Origin of the sequence: Streptomyces sp. NPDC006687 (genome assembly GCF_040636215.1) — a bacterium.
GTDB lineage: Bacteria > Actinomycetota > Actinomycetes > Streptomycetales > Streptomycetaceae > Streptomyces.
In genome coordinates this window covers 485,413-502,705 of sequence record NZ_JBEYJJ010000001.1, presented here as the reverse complement: position 1 = coordinate 502,705, position 17,293 = coordinate 485,413, and the positions used below count along the sequence as shown (strand labels likewise).

The 17,293-nt window shown below is 71.9% G+C and carries 14 protein-coding genes and 2 tRNA genes; 12 read left to right on the top strand and 4 right to left on the bottom strand.

Features of this window, described 5'->3' with window-relative positions:
- Nucleotides 1-52: 52 nt before the first annotated feature.
- Genes ABZ716_RS02265 through ABZ716_RS02255 form a run of 3 tightly spaced genes read left to right on the top strand, consistent with a single transcriptional unit; the run spans nt 53 to nt 3,326 of the window.
- Complete coding sequence (locus tag ABZ716_RS02265; protein ID WP_358955805.1) at nt 53-1,834, top strand: TerD family protein; 1,782 nt, start codon at nt 53-55, stop codon at nt 1,832-1,834.
- 38 nt (nt 1,835-1,872) lie between these two features.
- The gene (locus ABZ716_RS02260) at nt 1,873-2,553 is read left to right on the top strand and encodes an AIM24 family protein (protein WP_351879530.1); all 681 of its coding nucleotides are present in this window, start codon (nt 1,873-1,875) and stop codon (nt 2,551-2,553) included.
- A 17-nt stretch (nt 2,554-2,570) separates the two neighbouring features.
- Complete coding sequence (locus ABZ716_RS02255) at nt 2,571-3,326, top strand: AIM24 family protein (RefSeq protein WP_351879405.1); 756 nt, start codon at nt 2,571-2,573, stop codon at nt 3,324-3,326.
- 72 nt (nt 3,327-3,398) lie between these two features.
- Here ABZ716_RS02255 and ABZ716_RS02250 read toward each other — a convergent pair whose 3' ends face one another.
- Both ABZ716_RS02250 and ABZ716_RS02245 read right to left on the bottom strand, forming a co-directional pair.
- Nucleotides 3,399-3,941: an NUDIX hydrolase gene (locus ABZ716_RS02250; protein WP_358955801.1), complete on the bottom strand. Its 543-nt coding sequence runs from the start codon at nt 3,939-3,941 to the stop codon at nt 3,399-3,401.
- Nucleotides 3,938-5,320, bottom strand: coding sequence for a zinc-dependent metalloprotease (locus ABZ716_RS02245; protein WP_351879400.1), 1,383 nt, complete (start codon nt 5,318-5,320; stop codon nt 3,938-3,940). The genes ABZ716_RS02250 and ABZ716_RS02245 overlap by 4 nt, the downstream gene beginning before the upstream one ends.
- Nucleotides 5,321-5,510: 190 nt before the next feature.
- Between ABZ716_RS02245 and ABZ716_RS02240 the strand changes: the two genes are divergently transcribed.
- The 4 genes from ABZ716_RS02240 to ABZ716_RS02225 all read left to right on the top strand — a co-directional run bounded on the left by ABZ716_RS02240 (nt 5,511) and on the right by ABZ716_RS02225 (nt 9,099).
- Nucleotides 5,511-6,677, top strand: coding sequence for an SDR family oxidoreductase (locus ABZ716_RS02240; protein ID WP_358811002.1), 1,167 nt, complete (start codon nt 5,511-5,513; stop codon nt 6,675-6,677).
- 143 nt (nt 6,678-6,820) lie between these two features.
- Nucleotides 6,821-7,282: a molybdenum cofactor biosynthesis protein MoaE gene (locus tag ABZ716_RS02235; RefSeq protein WP_358955798.1), complete on the top strand. Its 462-nt coding sequence runs from the start codon at nt 6,821-6,823 to the stop codon at nt 7,280-7,282.
- 368 nt (nt 7,283-7,650) lie between these two features.
- Nucleotides 7,651-7,878 carry a hypothetical protein gene (locus ABZ716_RS02230; RefSeq protein ID WP_358811000.1) on the top strand — a complete coding sequence of 76 codons (228 nt, stop codon included), beginning with the start codon at nt 7,651-7,653 and terminating at the stop codon, nt 7,876-7,878.
- A gap of 132 nt (nt 7,879-8,010) precedes the next feature.
- Nucleotides 8,011-9,099 (top strand): PDZ domain-containing protein, encoded by a 1,089-nt coding sequence (locus ABZ716_RS02225; protein WP_358810999.1) that lies wholly within the window; start codon nt 8,011-8,013, stop codon nt 9,097-9,099.
- Between the two features lie 44 nt (nt 9,100-9,143).
- Here ABZ716_RS02225 and ABZ716_RS02220 read toward each other — a convergent pair whose 3' ends face one another.
- Nucleotides 9,144-9,713: a PPA1309 family protein gene (locus ABZ716_RS02220; protein WP_358810998.1), complete on the bottom strand. Its 570-nt coding sequence runs from the start codon at nt 9,711-9,713 to the stop codon at nt 9,144-9,146.
- A 126-nt stretch (nt 9,714-9,839) separates the two neighbouring features.
- Here ABZ716_RS02220 and ABZ716_RS02215 point away from each other — a divergent pair, with 126 nt between their 5' ends.
- The 4 genes from ABZ716_RS02215 to ABZ716_RS02200 all read left to right on the top strand — a co-directional run bounded on the left by ABZ716_RS02215 (nt 9,840) and on the right by ABZ716_RS02200 (nt 15,129).
- Nucleotides 9,840-12,725, top strand: coding sequence for a UPF0182 family protein (locus ABZ716_RS02215; RefSeq protein WP_358955891.1), 2,886 nt, complete (start codon nt 9,840-9,842; stop codon nt 12,723-12,725).
- 61 nt (nt 12,726-12,786) lie between these two features.
- Nucleotides 12,787-12,860, top strand: a tRNA-Met gene (locus ABZ716_RS02210).
- Nucleotides 12,861-13,128: 268 nt separating this feature from the next.
- Nucleotides 13,129-14,985 carry a tetratricopeptide repeat protein gene (locus ABZ716_RS02205; protein WP_358810997.1) on the top strand — a complete coding sequence of 619 codons (1,857 nt, stop codon included), beginning with the start codon at nt 13,129-13,131 and terminating at the stop codon, nt 14,983-14,985.
- 70 nt (nt 14,986-15,055) lie between these two features.
- Nucleotides 15,056-15,129: transfer RNA gene (locus ABZ716_RS02200), tRNA-Met, on the top strand.
- A gap of 140 nt (nt 15,130-15,269) precedes the next feature.
- Here the strand turns inward: ABZ716_RS02200 and ABZ716_RS02195 are convergent.
- Nucleotides 15,270-15,686, bottom strand: coding sequence for a Fur family transcriptional regulator (locus ABZ716_RS02195; RefSeq protein WP_358810996.1), 417 nt, complete (start codon nt 15,684-15,686; stop codon nt 15,270-15,272).
- Nucleotides 15,687-15,833: 147 nt separating this feature from the next.
- Here ABZ716_RS02195 and ABZ716_RS02190 point away from each other — a divergent pair, with 147 nt between their 5' ends.
- Nucleotides 15,834-17,285: a catalase gene (locus ABZ716_RS02190; RefSeq protein WP_358955795.1), complete on the top strand. Its 1,452-nt coding sequence runs from the start codon at nt 15,834-15,836 to the stop codon at nt 17,283-17,285.
- The last annotated feature ends 8 nt before the right edge of the window (nt 17,286-17,293 follow it).

Sequence of the window (17,293 nt, the reverse complement as noted above, 5' to 3'; positions counted from 1 at the left end):
ACGCAGGCGAGCAGCCGCGCACTCACACTCGGGACGGGGGACGGTCGGACGTATGGCCAGGGAATTCCAACGCGGCCACAAGGCCAGGATCAGTGATCTCACGGCGGGTACCGATCTGTACGTCGGCGTCCAGATCGCCGGACCCGGACTCACCTTCGACATCAGCTGCTTCGGCCTCGACGCCGACGAGCGCCTGTCGGACGACCGCTACTTCATCTTCTACAACCAGCCGAAGTCGCCCGAGGAGTCCGTCCAGCAGCTCGGCGCGCAGGCGGGGGACACCGATTCCTTCCGGGTGACCCTCGACCAGGTGCCGCCCTCCATCCACAAGCTCTCCTTCACCGCCACCCTCGACGGCGACGGGCAGATGTCGCAGATCGGCCCCGGTTACATCCGGGTCGTGGCGGGCGGTGAGGAAGTCGCCCGCTACTCGTTCACGGGTGCGGAGTTCAGCACCGAGCGCGCCCTGATGATCGGCGACTTCTACCGCAAGGACGTGTGGCGCTTCGCCGCCGTCGGCCAGGGGTTCGACGGCGGGCTCGCCGCGCTGCTGGAACACTTCGGCGGCGAGGTCGCCGAAGAGGAGGAGCAGCCGCAGCAGCCGGCCCCGGCCCCGGCCACCGCCCATCCGCAGGCCGGCGCCCCCGGGTTCGCCCCGCCGCCCCAGGCCCCCGCCCCGGCACCGGCCCCCGCCCCGTCCTACGGCGCCCCGGTCCACCAGCAGCAGCCGCCGGCCCCCGCGCCGTACGCCCCGCCGCAGCCCCAGCAGCCGCAGCCCCCCGCTCCGGCCCCCGCCCCCGCCCCGGCGGCGGTGCACTCCGCCCCGACCATGGTCGGCCCGCTGACCCCGCCCGCCCCCGCGACCCCCTACGGCCAGCCGCCCCACCCCCCGCAGCAGCCCGGCCCGCCCTCCTACGGCGGCGGCCGCGCGCAGCAGCACGCGTACGGCGGCCAGGTCCCGCCCCCGGGACCGCCCCCCGCCCCCTACGGCCAGCCGCCCCAGCCCTCCTACGGCGGCCAGCTCCCGCCCCAGCAGCAGGGCTACCCGCAGCCCGCCCAGCCGCAGCCGCAGGGCTACCCGCAGCCGGGCCAGCAGCCCCCGTACAGCCAGCCGGCCCCCTACGGCCAGCAGCCCCCGCCGCCCTACGGCCAGGCGGCCCCCCAGGCCGGCCCGGGCCTCGCCGCCGCGCTCCAGCTGTACAAGGAGGCCCCCACGGGCGCCCGCTGGACCCCGCAGAACCAGCAGCTCATGCGGGTCGACCTCGCCCTCGGCGGCGGCCAGCCGGTCCTCGCCCGCCAGGGCAGCATGGTCCTCTACCAGGGCAAGGTCGACTTCAGCTACAAGGGCGCGGGCTTCGCCGGCCGTATCGTCGGCAACGCCACCGGCCAGGAGATGCAGCTGATGCGCTGCACCGGCCGCGGCCAGGTCTTCCTCGCGGAGAACGGCGCCCACCTGCACGCCATCGAGCTCCAGGGCGACGGCATCTGCGTCAACTCCGAGAGCGTCCTCGCCTTCGACGAGTCCCTCCACCACGAGGTCCGCCGCATCGAGGGCCACGGCATCCCCGGCGGAGCCCTGTTCACGATGCTCTTCCAGGGCACCGGAACCGTGATCGTCAAGACGCACGGCACCCCCGTCGTCCTGCCCGTCACCCCGACCACCTTCGCCGACAGCAACGCGATCGTGGCCTGGTCGGCGGCCTCCCAGGTGATCGTTTCCAGCCAGGTCCGGCTGCGCCGCAACGCCTACCCGGGCCACAGCGGCGAGACCGTGAACCTCCAGTTCCGCGGGGCCCCCGGGAACTTCATCGTCGTCCAGCCGTACGAGGTCTGAGGGAGCCCGCCATGAACGCCATGAATGCCATGAACCCCATGAACCAGCAGCTCGCGGGCTACGCCCCCACCCCCGTCACGGCCCGCATGGAGAACCACGGCCGCGCCATGCTCAAGGTCGCCATGCAGAGCGGCCAGGACCTCTTCGCGCGCACCGGCTCGATGGTGGCCTACGAGGGCTTCGTCCAGTACGAGCCCAACCCGCCCGCCGTCCGCCAGATGGCCTCCCAGTGGCTGACCGGCGAGGGCGCCCCCCTGATGAAGTGCACCGGGGACGGGCTGCTCTACCTCGCCGACTACGGCGCCGACGTCGTCTGCATCAACCTCAACAACGACGCCCTCTCCGTCAACGGCACCAACCTGCTCGCCTTCGACGCCCACCTCCAGTGGGGCGTCGAACGGGTCAAGGGCATGGCGAAGTTCGCCGGCCAGGGCCTGTTCAACGTCCAGGTCTCCGGCACCGGATGGGTCGCCATCACCTCCCGCGGCACCCCGATCGTCGTCGACTGCGGCCGAGGCGAGGACGAGACCTACGTCGACCCGGACGCGCTCGTCGCCTGGTCCCCGAACCTCAAGGTCAAGGGCAAGCGCAGCTTCAAGGCGTCGTCCATGATCGGCCGGGGCAGCGGCGAGGCGTACCAGATGGCCTTCTCCGGCCAGGGCATCGTCGTCGTACAGCCCAGCGAGGACAGTACCGACCGGCTCCGGACCCGGGGCTGAGGGGGAGCGGACACATCATGCAGAGCTCACTTTTCGGCCACGCCGAGCAGCAGTCCCAGGAGCGGTACGCCGTCCAGAACCCGCAGCTGCTGCGGGTCACCCTGGCCGGCTCCGACGACGTCCTCGCCCGCAAGGGCTCGATGGTCGCCTACCAGGGCATCGTCGACTTCGACGGCGAGTACCAGAGCGGCAACCAGCGCGGCGCCCGCCTGCGCACCGGAGAGGGCCTCGACCTGATGCGCTGCTCCGGGCAGGGCACGGTCTACTTCGCCAACCTCGCCCAGTACGTCCACGTCCTCGACGTCGACCAGGACGGCCTGACCGTCGACAGCGGCTACGTGCTGGCCATGGACTCCACCCTGCACACCGAGGTCATCGCGGTGGACAGCCAGTACGGGATCTCCGGCTCCGGCAAGTACCAGCTCAACATCACCGGACGCGGCAAGGTCGCCCTGATGACCTCGGGACAGCCGCTGATGATGCAGGTCACCCCGGACAAGTACGTCAACGCCGACGCCGACGCCATCGTCGCCTGGTCCACCTCCCTGCGGGTGCAGATGCAGGCCCAGACGCACTCCACCGGCGTCTGGCGGCGCCGCGGCAACACCGGCGAGGGCTGGGAGCTCAGCTTCCTCGGCACCGGTTTCGCCCTGGTGCAGCCCAGCGAGGTGCTGCCCCCGCAGAACGCCCAGCTCGGCCAGGGCGTCGCCGCCCAGTTCGGCATGGGCCAGCACGGCGCGCACGCCCAGAACCAGAACAACGTCTGGAACTGACCCGGCGCCCGCACCGCCAGGGCACGCGCACACGCGCGAGGGGCGGCCCCGCGAGGGCCGCCCCTTCCAGCCCTACGCGCGCAGCCGCGCCAGGGTCGCCTCCATCAGCCGCACCACCGAGGTGTCGGCCACCGAGGCCACCTCCGCGTACGGGAACCAGCGCAGGTCCAGCGACTCCTCGCTGATCTCCGCCACCACACCGGCCGGAGCCAGCGCCGCGTACTGCACGTCCAGGTGCCAGTTGCACGGCGCCGGGATCGGATGCCGGTCCAGCCGCACCGGGCCGCCCTCCAGCAGCGTCAGCCCGGAGGCGATGCCCGACTCCTCCACCGCCTCGCGCATCGCCGCGCCGGCCAGCGTGCTGTCACCCGGCTCGCAGTGCCCGCCCATCTGCAGCCACAGCCCGAGCTTCTTGTGCAGGGTCAGCAGGACGCGGCCGCCCGCCGGGTCGATCACCAGCGCGCTGCCCGTCACATGCCCCGCCTCGCAGGGCTTGTACATGCCGTCCGGGTGCTCCGCCAGGTGCTCCAGGTAGACCTCGCACAGGTCACGCTGCTGCTCGTCCTGGCCGGCGTACTCCTTCAGGACCAGGACGGCGTCCTCGTACAGGCTCACTTCTTCTCGTCACCCTCGCCCTGGTCGCGCTTCTCGGCGGCCTCGCCGAGCATCTTGTCGATCTCCGAGAAGTCCAGGTGCTCCCGGTGCACGAACCCGTCCGGATCGTCCAGGTCCGAGGCGGTCGGCAGCATGTCCGGGTGCTCCCACAGCCCGTCGCGGCCGTCCACCCCGCGGGCGTCGGTGAGCGAGGCCCACAGCCGCGAGGCGTCCCGCAGCCGACGCGGGCGCAGCTCCAGCCCGATCAGCGTGGCGAAGGTCTGCTCCGCCGGACCGCCCGAGGCCCGCCGGCGGCGCATCGTCTCGCGCATGGCGTCGGCCGAGGCCAGCCGGGGCTTGGCCGCCTCGTGCACCACGGCGTCCACCCAGCCCTCGACCAGCGCGAGCGCCGTCTCCAGGCGGGCCAGCGCGGCCTTCTGCTCCGGGGTGTCCTGCGGCTGGAACATTCCGCCCTGGAGCGCCTCCTGGAGCTGCTCCGGGTTCGACGGGTCGAGCTGGCCGACCACGTCCTCCAGCTTCGAGGTGTCCACCTTGATGCCGCGCGCGTAGCCCTCGACCGCGCCGAACAGGTGCGAGCGCAGCCACGGCACATGCGCGAAGAGACGGGCGTGCGCCGCCTCGCGCAGGGCCAGGTACAGCCGGACCTCGTCGGAGGGGACGCCCAGGTCCTTGCCGAAGCTCTCGATGTTCAGCGGCAGCAGCGCGGCCCGCCCGGCCGGGCCCAGCGGCAGCCCGATGTCCGTCGAGCCGACGACCTCGCCCGCGAGCACGCCCACGGCCTGGCCGATCTGCTGGCCGAACATGGCCCCGCCCATGGAGCGCATCATGCCGAGCAGCGGGCCCGCCATGGCCTGCATCTCCTCGGGCAGCACACTGCCCATGGCCGCCCCGACGCGCTCGGCGACCGGGTCCACCAGCTCCTTCCACACCGGGAGGGTCGCCTCGACCCACTCGGCGCGGCTCCACGCGACGGCCGCGTTGGCCCCCGACGGCAGGGAGGTCACCCCGTCCAGCCACAGGTCGGCCAGGCGCACCGCCTCCTCGACCGCGGACTTCTCCGCGACGCCGACGCTGACGTCCTTCACGCCGTCCGCCGTGCCCTGGGCGACGGTCTGGCGGGCGATGTCCTTGGCCATGTCCCAGTTCACGGGACCGCCCTCGTAGCTCAGCATCTGGCCCAGCTGCTGGAAGGCGGCGCCCAGGTCGCCCGGGTTCATCGCACCGAACATCGCGGCGAACGGGTTGTCCGCACCGCCGGGAAGGCCACCGGGGCCGAACCCGAACGGATTCGCGGGGCCGCCCTGGCCGCCCTTCTTGCCCTCGTCGCCGTCCTCCGGCTCCTCCGGCGGAAGGCCGAATCCGAATGGGGTGTCGCTCACGGGTTTCCTCGGCTCGTAGGGCCGCCGGCGGGCGCCGGCGGGCAATGGTCCGACAACACCACCAGCGTAGACACCGCTCCCGCTTCCGGGCTCGGTGCTCCGCCGACTCCTGGGCTGCGGCAGGATGGACATCACCTGGTGGGTACGCGTCACGGCGCGCCCCACTGAAGACAACCGCTGGAGACGCCCGGTGAGTTCCCCAGATCCGCAGGCTCGCGCGCCGCACGACGCCGAAAACCGCCCTGAGCACGGCGACAGCGCCCCCGGCGTTCGCCAGCCGCGAAACGAGGACGGCCACCGCCGGCGCAGCCCCGTGATCGCGGTCACCGGGGCCGCCTCCGGCGTCGGCGCCGCCCTCGTGGGCCGCCTCGCCGTATCCGACGAGGTCAAGCAGGTCATCGCCATCGACGAGCGGCGCGGGGACTGCGCCGACGCCCAGTGGCACGTCCTGGACGTCCGCGACCCCGCCATCGCCGAGCGGCTGCGCGGCGCGGACGTCGTCGTGCACCTCGCGCTCGACCTCGACCTGGAGACCGACCCCGCGGCCCGTACGGCGTACAACGTGCGCGGAACCCAGACCGTGCTCACCGCCGCGGCGGCGGCCGGGGTGCACCGGGTCGTGCTGTGCACCTCCGCCATGGTCTACGGGGCCCTGCCCGACAACGACATCCCCCTCTCGGAGGACTCCGAGCTGCGCGCCACCGCCGAGGCCACCGGCGTCGGCGACCTCCTGGAGATCGAGCGCCTGGGCCGCCGGGCACCCCGCGCCCACCCGGGCCTGAACGTGACGGTGCTCCGCCCCGCGGTGCTGGTGGGCGGCACCGACACCGCCCTGACCCGGTACTTCGAGTCCCCGCGCCTGCTCGTCGTCGCGGGCTCCCGGCCCACCTGGCAGTTCTGCCACGTCGAGGACCTCGTCAGCGCCCTGGAGTACGCCGCGCTGGAGAAGGTGGAGGGCGAGCTGGCCGTCGGCTGCGAGGGCTGGCTGGAGCAGGAGGAGGTCGAGGAGCTCAGCGGCATCCGCCGCATGGAGCTGCCCTCGGCGGTCGCCCTGGGCGCCGCGGCCAGGCTGCACCGGATCGGCCTGACCCCCTCCCCGGCAGGGGACCTGGCGTACACGATGCACCCCTGGGTGGTCAGCGTCAGCGGGCTGCACGCGGCCGGCTGGCGGCCCCGCTGGACCAACGAGGAGGTGCTGGCCGAGCTGCTCCAGGAGGTCGCGGGCCGGCACACCGTCGCGGGCCGCCGCCTGGGCCGCAAGGACGCCGCCACGGCCGCCGGGGCCGCCGGGGCGACGGTCGCCCTGCTGGGCGCCGCCGCGGCCGTCCGCCGGGCCCGCAGGCGCCGCGGCCTGTGACCCGGCCGGCCCGTGCCGGATCCCGGGGCTCCCCGTACTCCGGCGGGCCGGGGGCCGTCCTGTAGGAGACTCCCAACCGGCGGGTCACGTCACGGGCGATCCGGCTATTCCGCCCCCTCGGCCGCTAGGGCACGATGGATGGCATGGCACCGCACTTCGACCACCCCGGCGAGCAGGCCGCCCAGGACCCGATCCGGCTGCTCGCGATCCGCGAGACCCCGCTCTCCATCGACGAGGTCTTCCAGGCCGTCGGCGACGACGCGACGGGAGGCACCACCCTCTTCGTCGGCACGGTGCGCAACCACGACGGCGGCGCCGACGTCGACTCCCTCGGCTACTCCTGCCACCCCACGGCGGAGTCCGAGATGCGCCGCATCGCCGAGCGCGTCGTGGAGAAGTACCCGGTGCGCGCCCTGGCGGCCGTCCACCGCGTCGGCGACCTGGCCGTGGGCGACCTGGCCGTGGTCGTCGCCGTCTCCTGCCCGCACCGCGGCGAGGCGTTCGAAGCCTGCCGGATGCTGATCGACGACCTCAAGCACGAGGTCCCGATCTGGAAGCACCAGACCTTCGCGGACGGCAGCGAGGAATGGGTCGGCGCCTGCTGAGGCGCGGGCGCGACGCCGCCGGGCCCTGGTCGCCGGACGGAGTCCGGCGCAGCGGGCCGAAGCCTGTGAGGCGCCCGGCGCCGATCAGTGCGAGGTCGGCGTGAAGAAGGGGGCCTTCGCGGACGGCAGCGAGGAATGGGTCGGCGCCTGCTGAGGCGCGGGCCGGCGCCTGCTGAGGGGCGGGTCGGGTCCTGCTGAGGGCGGCCCCAGCACATCACCGCCCCCCGGGCGCGCATGCGCCGCCGGGCGGCGGTAGCCTCACACCCGTTCGGACGCGCAACACGCCCTCGATTTGCGTAACCCCCTTACGGGCACGAGCGTTGAAGCCACCGACGACACTCGTATCTTTCGGACAGGGAGGCACGTCCATGGCGGCACTGGCGTGGTTGCTGATTCCGCTGTTCGCCGCGATCGGGGCGGCGATATGGGGCAGCTGGGCAGCGCGCGACCGCACCCAGGGAGACATATCCGAGCTCGCCGGCTACGCGAGGTTCCGCGAGGCCATGGACCGCGAGGCCGACGACCGCCAGCCCACCGGCCGGGCCGTCAGGGCGAGGCAGAGGGAAGAGGCGCATTCCGGTTCCGACGCCGTCTGACGCGTCCCGGGAGTCCGCGGAGAGCGGGCCGGCAGGCCCCCCGCTGAGAAACGCCTGAGAGTTCCCGCCCGCGGGCCCCGTACGGACCGGCCCCACGGGTCGCGTTCCCAGGCCGTCCCGTACTGTCGATCCATGCCACGCCGTACAGCGACGATGCTCGCCTCCTCCCTCGTGCTGTTCGCGCTGCTCTGCGCGGGAGTGTTCCTCAAGGTGCCGTACTCCGAGATGAGCCCCGGCCCCACCGTGAACACCCTGGGCGAATCGCACGGCGAGCCCGTCCTGAACATCTCCGGGCACAAGACGTACCCGACCACCGGGCACCTCAACATGACCACGGTCCGCGTCACGGGCGCCGACTACGACATGAACCTGCTCGAAGCGGTGTACGGCTGGCTCGCGGACGACAACATCGTCGTCCCGCACGAGAACCTCTACCCGGACGGCAAGACGGACAAGGAGTCCACGCAGGAGAACGCCGAGGAGTTCAGCCAGTCGCAGGAGAGCGCCAAGGTGGCCGCCCTCAAGCAGCTCGGCATCCCGGTCAGTACCCGCGTCGTCGTCGCCACCGTCGTCAAGGGCAGCCCCTCCGAGGGCAGGCTGCACGCGGGGGACGTCGTCAAGGACGTCGACGGCAGCCCCGTCACCGTCCCCGGTGACGTCGCCAAGCTCGTCACCCGGCACAAGCCGGGCGAGCCCGTGGACTTCACCGTCGTGCCCGCCGCCGAGGCGGCCGAGGCCGAGAAGGCGGGCCGCGAGCCCACCGCCACCACCAAGGTGACCGTCACCGCGGGCAAGGCGCCCGACGACGGCCACGCCGTCGTCGGCATCCGCGCCGGGACCGACCACACCTTCCCGTTCCCGATCGACATCAAGCTCGCCGACGTCGGCGGACCGAGCGCGGGCCTGATGTTCGCCCTCGGCATCGTCGACAAGCTCACCCCCGAGGACCTCACCGGCGGCAAGTTCGTCGCCGGCACCGGCACCATCGACGACACCGGCAAGGTCGGCCCGATCGGCGGCATCCAGATGAAGACCATCGGCGCCCGCCAGGCCGGCGCCCAGTACTTCCTGACCCCGGCCGAGAACTGCGCCTCCGCCGCCGCGCGGGTCCCCGACGGCCTCACCCTGGTGAAGGTCTCCACCATCGACGACGCCACCAAGGCCCTGCAGAAGATCAGCAAGGGGGACACGGCCGGACTGCCGCGCTGCACCACGTCCTGAGCGGCAGCCCCGGCCCCCGGCCGGGGCTGCGGTTCCGCGGGGCCTCAGGCGAAGGTCGCCGCCAGGGCGTCGGCCAGGCCCGGCACCAGGCCCGCGCCGGTCAGCACCTCGGTGGAGGAGTCCTTGTCCCGCAGCCGGACCGCCGACTCCCGCGAGCCGTCCCGCAGGACGCCGACGGTCAGCCGCACCTCCTGCCGCTCCGGGTGCCCGGCGACCCACTTGGCCAGCTGCTTGTCGCTGAGCCCCTCCGGTACGGCGGCCTCGGCGGACGGCGGCAGCATCAGCCGCTCCACCGTCAGCGCGCACCCCACGACCGCGTCGGGCCAGGCGATGGTTCCCAGGAACTTGTCCAGCGGGGTCCCGCGGGGCACCTCATCCTGCTCGATCGGGGTGAGCTGGGCCTTGCCGGCGTCGTCGGTGTCGAGACCGAGCGTGCCCGCCAGGCCCGGCTCCTGCCGGCGCAGGCGGGCCGTGTCGACCAGGGCGAAGAGACGGGCCGGCTTGTCCCAGCCGAGGGTGGAGGCGTACTCGTCGATTTCGAGGACGGCGCGGGTCAGCGGACTGGCCGCCATGGGGGTGCCGGGGGAGGGCGAAAGGTTGGACATGGACAACATCCTGCCTCCTTTCCCCCCGATACCGGGAACTGACTAAAGCCTCAGTAAGTTGCAAGAGTGGGCCCTACGATCGTGGGCCCACGACGAGACCCAGCGACTTTCGAGGTGCGCACCTTGGCTTTCCAGATGCCGGACCGCGGCGGAGGCCCCTCCGGGCCACGGATGAGAGTCGGCCGCCCGTCCAGGCGCGCCCGGACCCTTCTGCTGACCCTGGGCGTCCTGGCCGTGCTGGCCATGGCGTTCACGATGTTCGCCGGCTTCTGGACGGACTGGCTCTGGTTCCGCTCCGTCAAGTACTCCTCGGTGTTCACCACCACCCTGTGGACCAAGATCGGCCTGTTCGCCGTCTTCGGCCTGCTGATGGCGGCCGCCGTCGGGCTCAACGTCTGGCTGGCGTACCGGCTGCGGCCGCCGCTGAGCGCCATGTCGATGGAGCAGCAGAGCCTCGACCGCTACCGGATGAGCGTCGCCCCGTACCGGAAGTGGCTGCTCCTGGGCATCGCCGCGATCGTCGGGCTGATCGCGGGGGCCTCGGCGGCCGGCCAGTGGAAGACCTGGCTGATGTATGTGAACGGGGTGCCCTTCGGGCAGAAGGACCCCCAGTTCCATCTCGACGTGTCCTTCTACACCTTCGACCTGCCCTGGTACCGCTTCCTGCTCGGCTTCGGCTTCGCCGCCGTCGTGCTGTCGGTGATCGCGGCCGTCGTCGTGCACTACCTGTACGGCGGCCTGCGCGTGACCAGCCCGGGCGCCCGGGCCACCGCCGCGGCGACCGGGCACCTGTCGGTGCTGCTCGGCCTGTTCGTCACCTTGAAGGCGATCGCCTACTGGCTCGACCGGTACGCACTCGCCGTGAAGTCCAGCGACTTCAAGGCGTCCGACAACTGGACCGGCCTGCGCTACGTCGACGCCAACGCCTACCTGCCGGCGAAGACGATCCTCGTCGCCATCGCCGCGATCTGCGCGGTGCTGTTCTTCGCCACCCTGTGGCGGCGCACCTGGCAGCTGCCGGTGATCGGCTTCGGCCTGATGGTCCTCTCGGCGATCCTGATCGGCGGCCTGTACCCCGCGATCGTGCAGAAGTTCCAGGTCCAGCCGAACGAGCAGGCCAAGGAATCCCCGTACGTCGAGAAGAACATCAAGGCGACGCGTGACGCCTACGGGATCGAAGGAGCCGAGGTCAAGGACTACCCGGGCGTCCCGCAGACGGACGACCGGACCAAGCTGCGGTCGGTGGCCGACACCACCGCGAGCCTGCGCCTGCTCGACCCGAACATCGTCTCGCCGGCCTTCCAGCAGCTCCAGCAGGTCAAGGGCTACTACGGCTTCCCGTCCACGCTGGCGGTCGACCGGTACAACGGCCAGGACACCGTCATCGGGCTGCGCGAGCTGAACATCGGCGGCATCCCGAAGAACAACTGGATCAACGACCACTTCAAGTACACCCACGGCTACGGCGTCGTCGCGGCCAAGGGAACCACCGTCAAGGACGGCGCCCCCGACTTCACCCAGTCCGACCTGCCCTCCAGGGGCATGTTCGGCACGGACTTCGAGCAGCGGGTCTACTACGGCGAGCAGACGAAGCAGTACTCGATCGTCGGCGGACCGCAGAAGGAGCTCGACTACTCGGACGACAAGGGCGAGAAGGAGACGAGCTACAAGGGCGAATCCGGGGTCAACCTGAACAACCCGGTCAACCGTGCCGCCTACGCGCTCGCCTTCAGCGAGCCGCAGATCCTCTACTCGGGGGCCATCGGCGAGGGCTCGCGGATCCTCTACAACCGCACCCCCAAGGACCGCGTCGAGGCCGTCGCCCCCTGGCTGACCATCGACGGTGCCCCGTACCCGGCCGTCGTCGACGGCCGCATCAAGTGGATCGTCGACGCCTACACGACGACGAACGGCTACCCGTACGCCTCGCGCACCACCCTCGGGCAGAGCACCGCGGACTCCCTGACCAACAGCCAGCGCGCGGTGGTGGCCCAGGAGAACCGGGTCAACTACATCCGCAACTCGGTGAAGGCCACCGTCGACGCCTACGACGGCACGGTGAACCTCTACCAGTGGGACACCCAGGACCCGGTCCTGAAGACCTGGATGAAGGCGTTCCCCGGCACGGTGAAGCCCAAGAGCGCCATCTCCAAGCCGCTCCTGGACCACATGCGCTACCCGCAGGACCTCTTCAAGGTCCAGCGTGACCTGCTGACCCGGTACCACGTCACCGATCCGCAGACCTTCCTCAGCGGCAGCGAGGCGTGGGCCGTTCCCGACGATCCGACGGCCAAGGCCGGTACGGCAGTTCCGCCGTACTACCTGTCGATGAAGATGCCCGGCCAGCCGGAGAAGGACCAGGTCTTCTCGCTCACGACGACCTTCACGCCGAACGAGCGGCCCAACCTGAGCGCCTTCATGGCGGTGAACGCCGATCCGGGCACCCCGGACTACGGCAAGATCCGGATCCTGAAGATGCCGACCAGCAAGCCGCCGGACGGCCCCGGCCAGGTGCAGAGCAAGTTCCAGTCGGAGCCGAAGATCGCCGAGTCGATCCGGCTGCTGCGCGGCGGCGACTCGGAGATCGAGTACGGCAACCTGCTCGCGGTGCCCATGGACGGCGGGATGCTCTACGTGGAGCCCGTCTACGTCCGCAGCTCCACCCTGAAGTACCCGCTGCTGCGCAAGGTGCTCGTGACCTACGGCGGCCAGACGGCCTTCGAGGACACCCTGGAGAAGGCGCTGAACGTGGTCTTCGGAGCCGAGGCCCCGACCACGCCGGTCCCGCCGGAGACGCCGCCGACCAAGCCGGGCGAAGGCACCGCCAACCCGCCGACGACCCAGGACCCGACGGTCAAGGCGGCCCTCGCCGACGCCCAGAAGGCGGTCGAGGATGCCGACAAGGCCATGAAGGCCGGCGACTGGACCGCATACGGCAAGGCGCAGAGCGACCTCCAGGCCGCGCTGAAGCGGGCGGTCGACGCGGAGGCGAAGCTGACGGCCCCCAAGCCGGGAGGCTAGACCGCCCGGCCGTGAAACGGTCAGGGCTCCCTCCCGCGTCGTGATACTGTGGTTTCACCGACGCGGGGTGGAGCAGCTCGGTAGCTCGCTGGGCTCATAACCCAGAGGTCGCAGGTTCAAATCCTGTCCCCGCTACTGAAGACGAAGGCCCGGATTCCATGGGATCCGGGCCTTCGTCATGCCCGGATGAGATTTCGATGAGATTCGCAGGCGCGTCGGAGGGGGCTCGCGGGCGTCGGTGGGGGCCGGTAGGAAGCTGCTGGGGAACACGAGGTCGCTGGGACGGGTGAGTTGGGGCTGGAGCGTGTTTGACTTGTCTCTCTGTGGGCATGTCGACAAAACGCTGTAGTGACCTCACTGGCTGCGACATACCAGGTGTACGCGGGTAGCAGGTGATGCGACGATGGGATTTATGGGGGACAGGTCAACTCTGCTGGAGACAGGGCGGTTTGTGAGGGCGGAGGCCGAATCGGGTACGGGGGCCGGTCAGGTGGCTCCCGCCGGCAACGCGCAGACCGCACTGACCGATGCGGATTTCGCGGATGGGACCTTCGGCGACGCCGAGGGCGCCACCGACGCCGAACTGGAGGCCCGCCACCGGGTGGCCGCCGACAAGGGCGACCCCGGTGCCATGAGCGTGCTCGGAGCCCTGCTGCTGCGCCGCGGCGACCTGGCCGGGGCCGAGCCCTACCTGCGCGGCGCCACCGCCGCGGGGGACCGTGCCGCCGCCAACAACCTGGGCGTCCTGCTCCTCCAGCGCGGCTACCCCGAGGAGGCCGCCGGCTGGTGGCGGGTCGCCGCCGTCGCCGGATCCGCCCCCGCCGCGCACGCCCTGGGCCGCCACTACCGCGAGCGCGGGGACGAGCCCGCCGCCGAGTACTGGCTGCGCCAGGCGGCGGAGTCCGGCCACGCCCTCGGCGCGTACGGCCTGGCCGACCTGCTGGAACACCGCGGGGACAAGGGAGTCGAGCGCTGGTTCCGGGCCGCCGCCGAGCAGGGCCACCGCGAGGCCGCCTACCGGCTGGCCCGGCACCTGCGCAAGGGCGACCCCGCCGAGGCCGAGCAGTGGTACCGGCAGGCCGCCGCCCGGGGCCACCGGCGCGCCGGGCTGCACCTGGGCGCCCTCCTGGAGGCGCGGGGCGAGCTGAAGGAGGCCGGGCGCTGGTACCTGAGCTCCGCCAAGCAGGGCGAGGCCCGGGCGGCGTGCGCCCTGGGCTTCCTGCTGCGCGACGCCGGGGACGAGGACAGCGCGGCCGCCTGGTGGCACCGCGCCGCGCAGGACGGCGACGGGAACGCCGCGAACGCCCTGGGCGCCCTGCACGCGGCCCGCGGCGAGACCGAGACCGCCGAGAAGTGGTACCGGGTCGCGATGGACGCCGGCGACCACAACGGCGCCTACAACCTCGCCCTGCTGTGCGCCGCCCAGGAGCGGACCGCCCAGGCCGAGCAGTGGTACCGCCGCGCCGCCTACGCCGGCCACCGGGAGGCCGCCAACGCCCTGGCGATCATGCTGCTCCAGGCCGGGGACGCGGCGGGCGCGGAGCCCTGGTTCTCCAAGGCGGCCGAGGCCGGCAGCGTCGACGCCGCCTTCAACCTCGGCATCCTCTTCGCCAGCCGCGACGAGGACCGCGCCGCCCTGAAGTGGTACGAGCGCGCCGCCGCGGCCGGGCACACCGACGCCGCCCTCCAGGTCGGCATCGCCCTGGTCCGCGACGGCGAGGAGCGCGCCGCCGAGCGGCACCTGCGCTGCGCCGCGAGCGGCGGCAGCGCGGAGGCCGCCTTCCGGCTGGCCGCCCTCCTGGAGTCGCTGGCCCCGCCCCCGGAGCCGGTGGCGCTGGGCGAGCCCGTCGGCGGCGCCGCGCGCACCGAGAGCGAGGAGTGGTACGAGCGGGCCGCCGAGCAGGGCCACCGCCGGGCCCAGGTGCGGGTCGGGATGCTCGCCGCGGCCCGGGGCGACCTGACCGTGGCCGCCCGCTGGTACCGGGAGGCGGCCGAGGCCGGCTCCCGCAACGGCGCCTTCAACCTCGGGCTGCTGCTGGCCCGCGAGGGGAACGAGCCCGAGGCCGCCCTGTGGTGGACCCGGGCCGCGGTGGCCGGGCACGGCCGGGCCGCCCTGCGCCTGGGCCTGCTCGCGGCCCGGCACGGGGACCTCGCGGAAGGCCAGAAGTGGTGCCTGCGCGCCATGGAGCTCGGCCCGGCGGAGGTCGCCGAGCGGGCCGCCCGGCTGCGGGACGCTCTGGCCGAGGAGCTCTCCGTCTGAGGCCGGCCGGGGCGGCCGGCCAACTGATTTGCATCTGCCGGGTGCACTCCCGTACAGTCAGGTTTACCGACGCGGGGTGGAGCAGCTCGGTAGCTCGCTGGGCTCATAACCCAGAGGTCGCAGGTTCAAATCCTGTCCCCGCTACTGAAGGCCCAAGGCCCGGATCCCCAGGATCCGGGCCTTGAGTCGTTTCCGGGTGTGAATCGCGCCGACGGAGCAGACGGACGCGGACGGAGAAGAAGGCCGGGGGGCGTGTGCCCCCGGCCTTGCGCGTGCGTGCGCTGTCAGGCCGCGGCGCAGTTCGGGCAGAGCCCGCGGTAGGTCACCTCGACCGCCGAGACCGTGAAGCCGAAGCGCTCGCCGGCGGGCAGGTCGGCCAGCGGATCGCCCGCCGGGTGCACGTCGCGGATCGCGCCGCACCGGGCGCAGACCAGGTGGTGGTGGGGGCGGTGGGCGTTCGGGTCGTACCGCTTGGCGCGCCGGTCCGTCGACACCTCCAGCACCTCGCCGAGCGAGACCAGCTCGCCCAAGGTGTTGTAGACCGTCGCCCGGGAGATCTCGGGCAGTTTGGTCACGGCGCGCGCGTGCACTTCGTCTGCCGTCAGGTGAACGTGCTCACCGTCGAGTACTTCGGCCACGACACGCCGCTGAGCCGTCATGCGCCAGCCGCGTCCGCGAAGTCGTTCCAGCAGGTCACTCATAGACGCCAGCCTAACAGTGGCGACCCGGTGCAGAACCCGAACCGATACGGACTTGGATGCTCGCTTGACTTAGACAAAGTCCATCGTAGGATCGGTTCTGGCGAATGCCGAGGACAGGACTCGCAGGACATGACGCAGGAGGCGCACGTGACGCAGGGACCGCTCACCACGGAGGCCGGGGCACCGGTCGCCGACAACCAGAACAGCGAGACCGCCGGCGTCGGCGGGCCGGTCCTCGTCCAGGACCAGCTCCTCCTGGAGAAGCTGGCGCACTTCAACCGCGAGCGCATCCCGGAGCGCGTGGTCCACGCCCGCGGCGCCGGCGCCTACGGCACCTTCACCGTGACCGCGGACGTCACGCGGTACACCCGCGCGAAGTTCCTCTCCGAGGTCGGCAAGCAGACCGAGACCTTCCTGCGCTTCTCCACCGTCGCGGACAGCCTCGGCGGCGCCGACGCCCGCCGTGACCCGCGCGGCTGGGCGCTGAAGTTCTACACCGAAGAGGGCAACTACGACCTCGTCGGCAACAACACCCCGGTGTTCTTCATCCGCGACGCCATCAAGTTCCCCGACTTCATCCACACCCAGAAGCGCGACCCGTACACGGGCTCGCAGGAGGCGGACAACGTCTGGGACTTCTGGAGCCTGTCGCCGGAGTCCACGCACCAGGTGACCTGGCTGTTCGGTGACCGCGGCATCCCGGCCTCCTACCGCCACATGGACGGTTTCGGCTCGCACACCTTCCAGTGGAACAACGAGGCCGGCGAGGTCTTCTGGGTCAAGTACCACTTCAAGACCGACCAGGGCATCAAGAACCTCACCCAGGCCGAGGCCAACCGGCTCGCCGGCGAGGACCCGGACTCCCACCAGCGCGACCTGCGCGAGTCCATCGAGCGCGGCGAGTTCCCGAGCTGGACCGTCTACGTCCAGATCATGCCGGCGGCCGAGGCGGCGCACTACCGCTTCAACCCGTTCGACCTCACCAAGGTGTGGCCGCACGCGGACTACCCGCGGATCGAGATCGGCAAGCTGGAGCTCAACCGCAACCCGGAGAACATCTTCGCCGAGGTGGAGCAGAGCATCTTCAGCCCCGCGCACTTCGTCCCCGGCATCGGCCCTTCCCCGGACAAGATGCTCCAGGGCCGCCTCTTCGCCTATGGCGACGCCCACCGCTACCGCGTCGGCATCAACGCCGACCACCTGCCGGTGAACCGCCCGCACGCCACCGAGGCGCGCACGCACTCCCGTGACGGCCACCTCTACGACGGCCGCCACAAGGGCGCGAAGAACTACGAGCCGAACAGCTTCGGCGGCCCCCACCAGACGGACCGCCCGCTGTGGCAGTCCGTCCCGGTCACCGGCGGCACGGGCAACCACGCCACCCCCTCGCACGCGGAGGACAACGACTTCGTCCAGGCGGGCGACCTCTACCGCCTGATGTCCGAGGACGAGAAGAGCCGGCTGGTCGAGAACCTCTCCGGCTTCATCGCCAAGGTCTCGCGTGAGGACATCGTCGAGCGCGCGATCGACAACTTCCGCCAGGCGGACGGTGACTTCGGCAAGCGGCTGGAGGCCGCGGTCCAGGCCCTCCGTGGCTGAGTGACAAA

Coding starts and splice junctions, on each gene's coding strand:
- ABZ716_RS02265 (WP_358955805.1), top strand. CDS start 53: ATGGCCAGGGAATTCCAACGCGGCCACAAGGCCAGGATCAGTGATCTC.
- ABZ716_RS02260 (WP_351879530.1), top strand. CDS start 1,873: ATGAACCAGCAGCTCGCGGGCTACGCCCCCACCCCCGTCACGGCCCGC.
- ABZ716_RS02255 (WP_351879405.1), top strand. CDS start 2,571: ATGCAGAGCTCACTTTTCGGCCACGCCGAGCAGCAGTCCCAGGAGCGG.
- ABZ716_RS02235 (WP_358955798.1), top strand. CDS start 6,821: ATGGCACCGCACTTCGACCACCCCGGCGAGCAGGCCGCCCAGGACCCG.
- ABZ716_RS02230 (WP_358811000.1), top strand. CDS start 7,651: ATGGCGGCACTGGCGTGGTTGCTGATTCCGCTGTTCGCCGCGATCGGG.
- ABZ716_RS02225 (WP_358810999.1), top strand. CDS start 8,011: ATGCCACGCCGTACAGCGACGATGCTCGCCTCCTCCCTCGTGCTGTTC.
- ABZ716_RS02220 (WP_358810998.1), bottom strand. CDS start 9,713: ATGTTGTCCATGTCCAACCTTTCGCCCTCCCCCGGCACCCCCATGGCG.
- ABZ716_RS02215 (WP_358955891.1), top strand. CDS start 9,840: ATGCCGGACCGCGGCGGAGGCCCCTCCGGGCCACGGATGAGAGTCGGC.
- ABZ716_RS02205 (WP_358810997.1), top strand. CDS start 13,129: ATGGGATTTATGGGGGACAGGTCAACTCTGCTGGAGACAGGGCGGTTT.
- ABZ716_RS02195 (WP_358810996.1), bottom strand. CDS start 15,686: ATGAGTGACCTGCTGGAACGACTTCGCGGACGCGGCTGGCGCATGACG.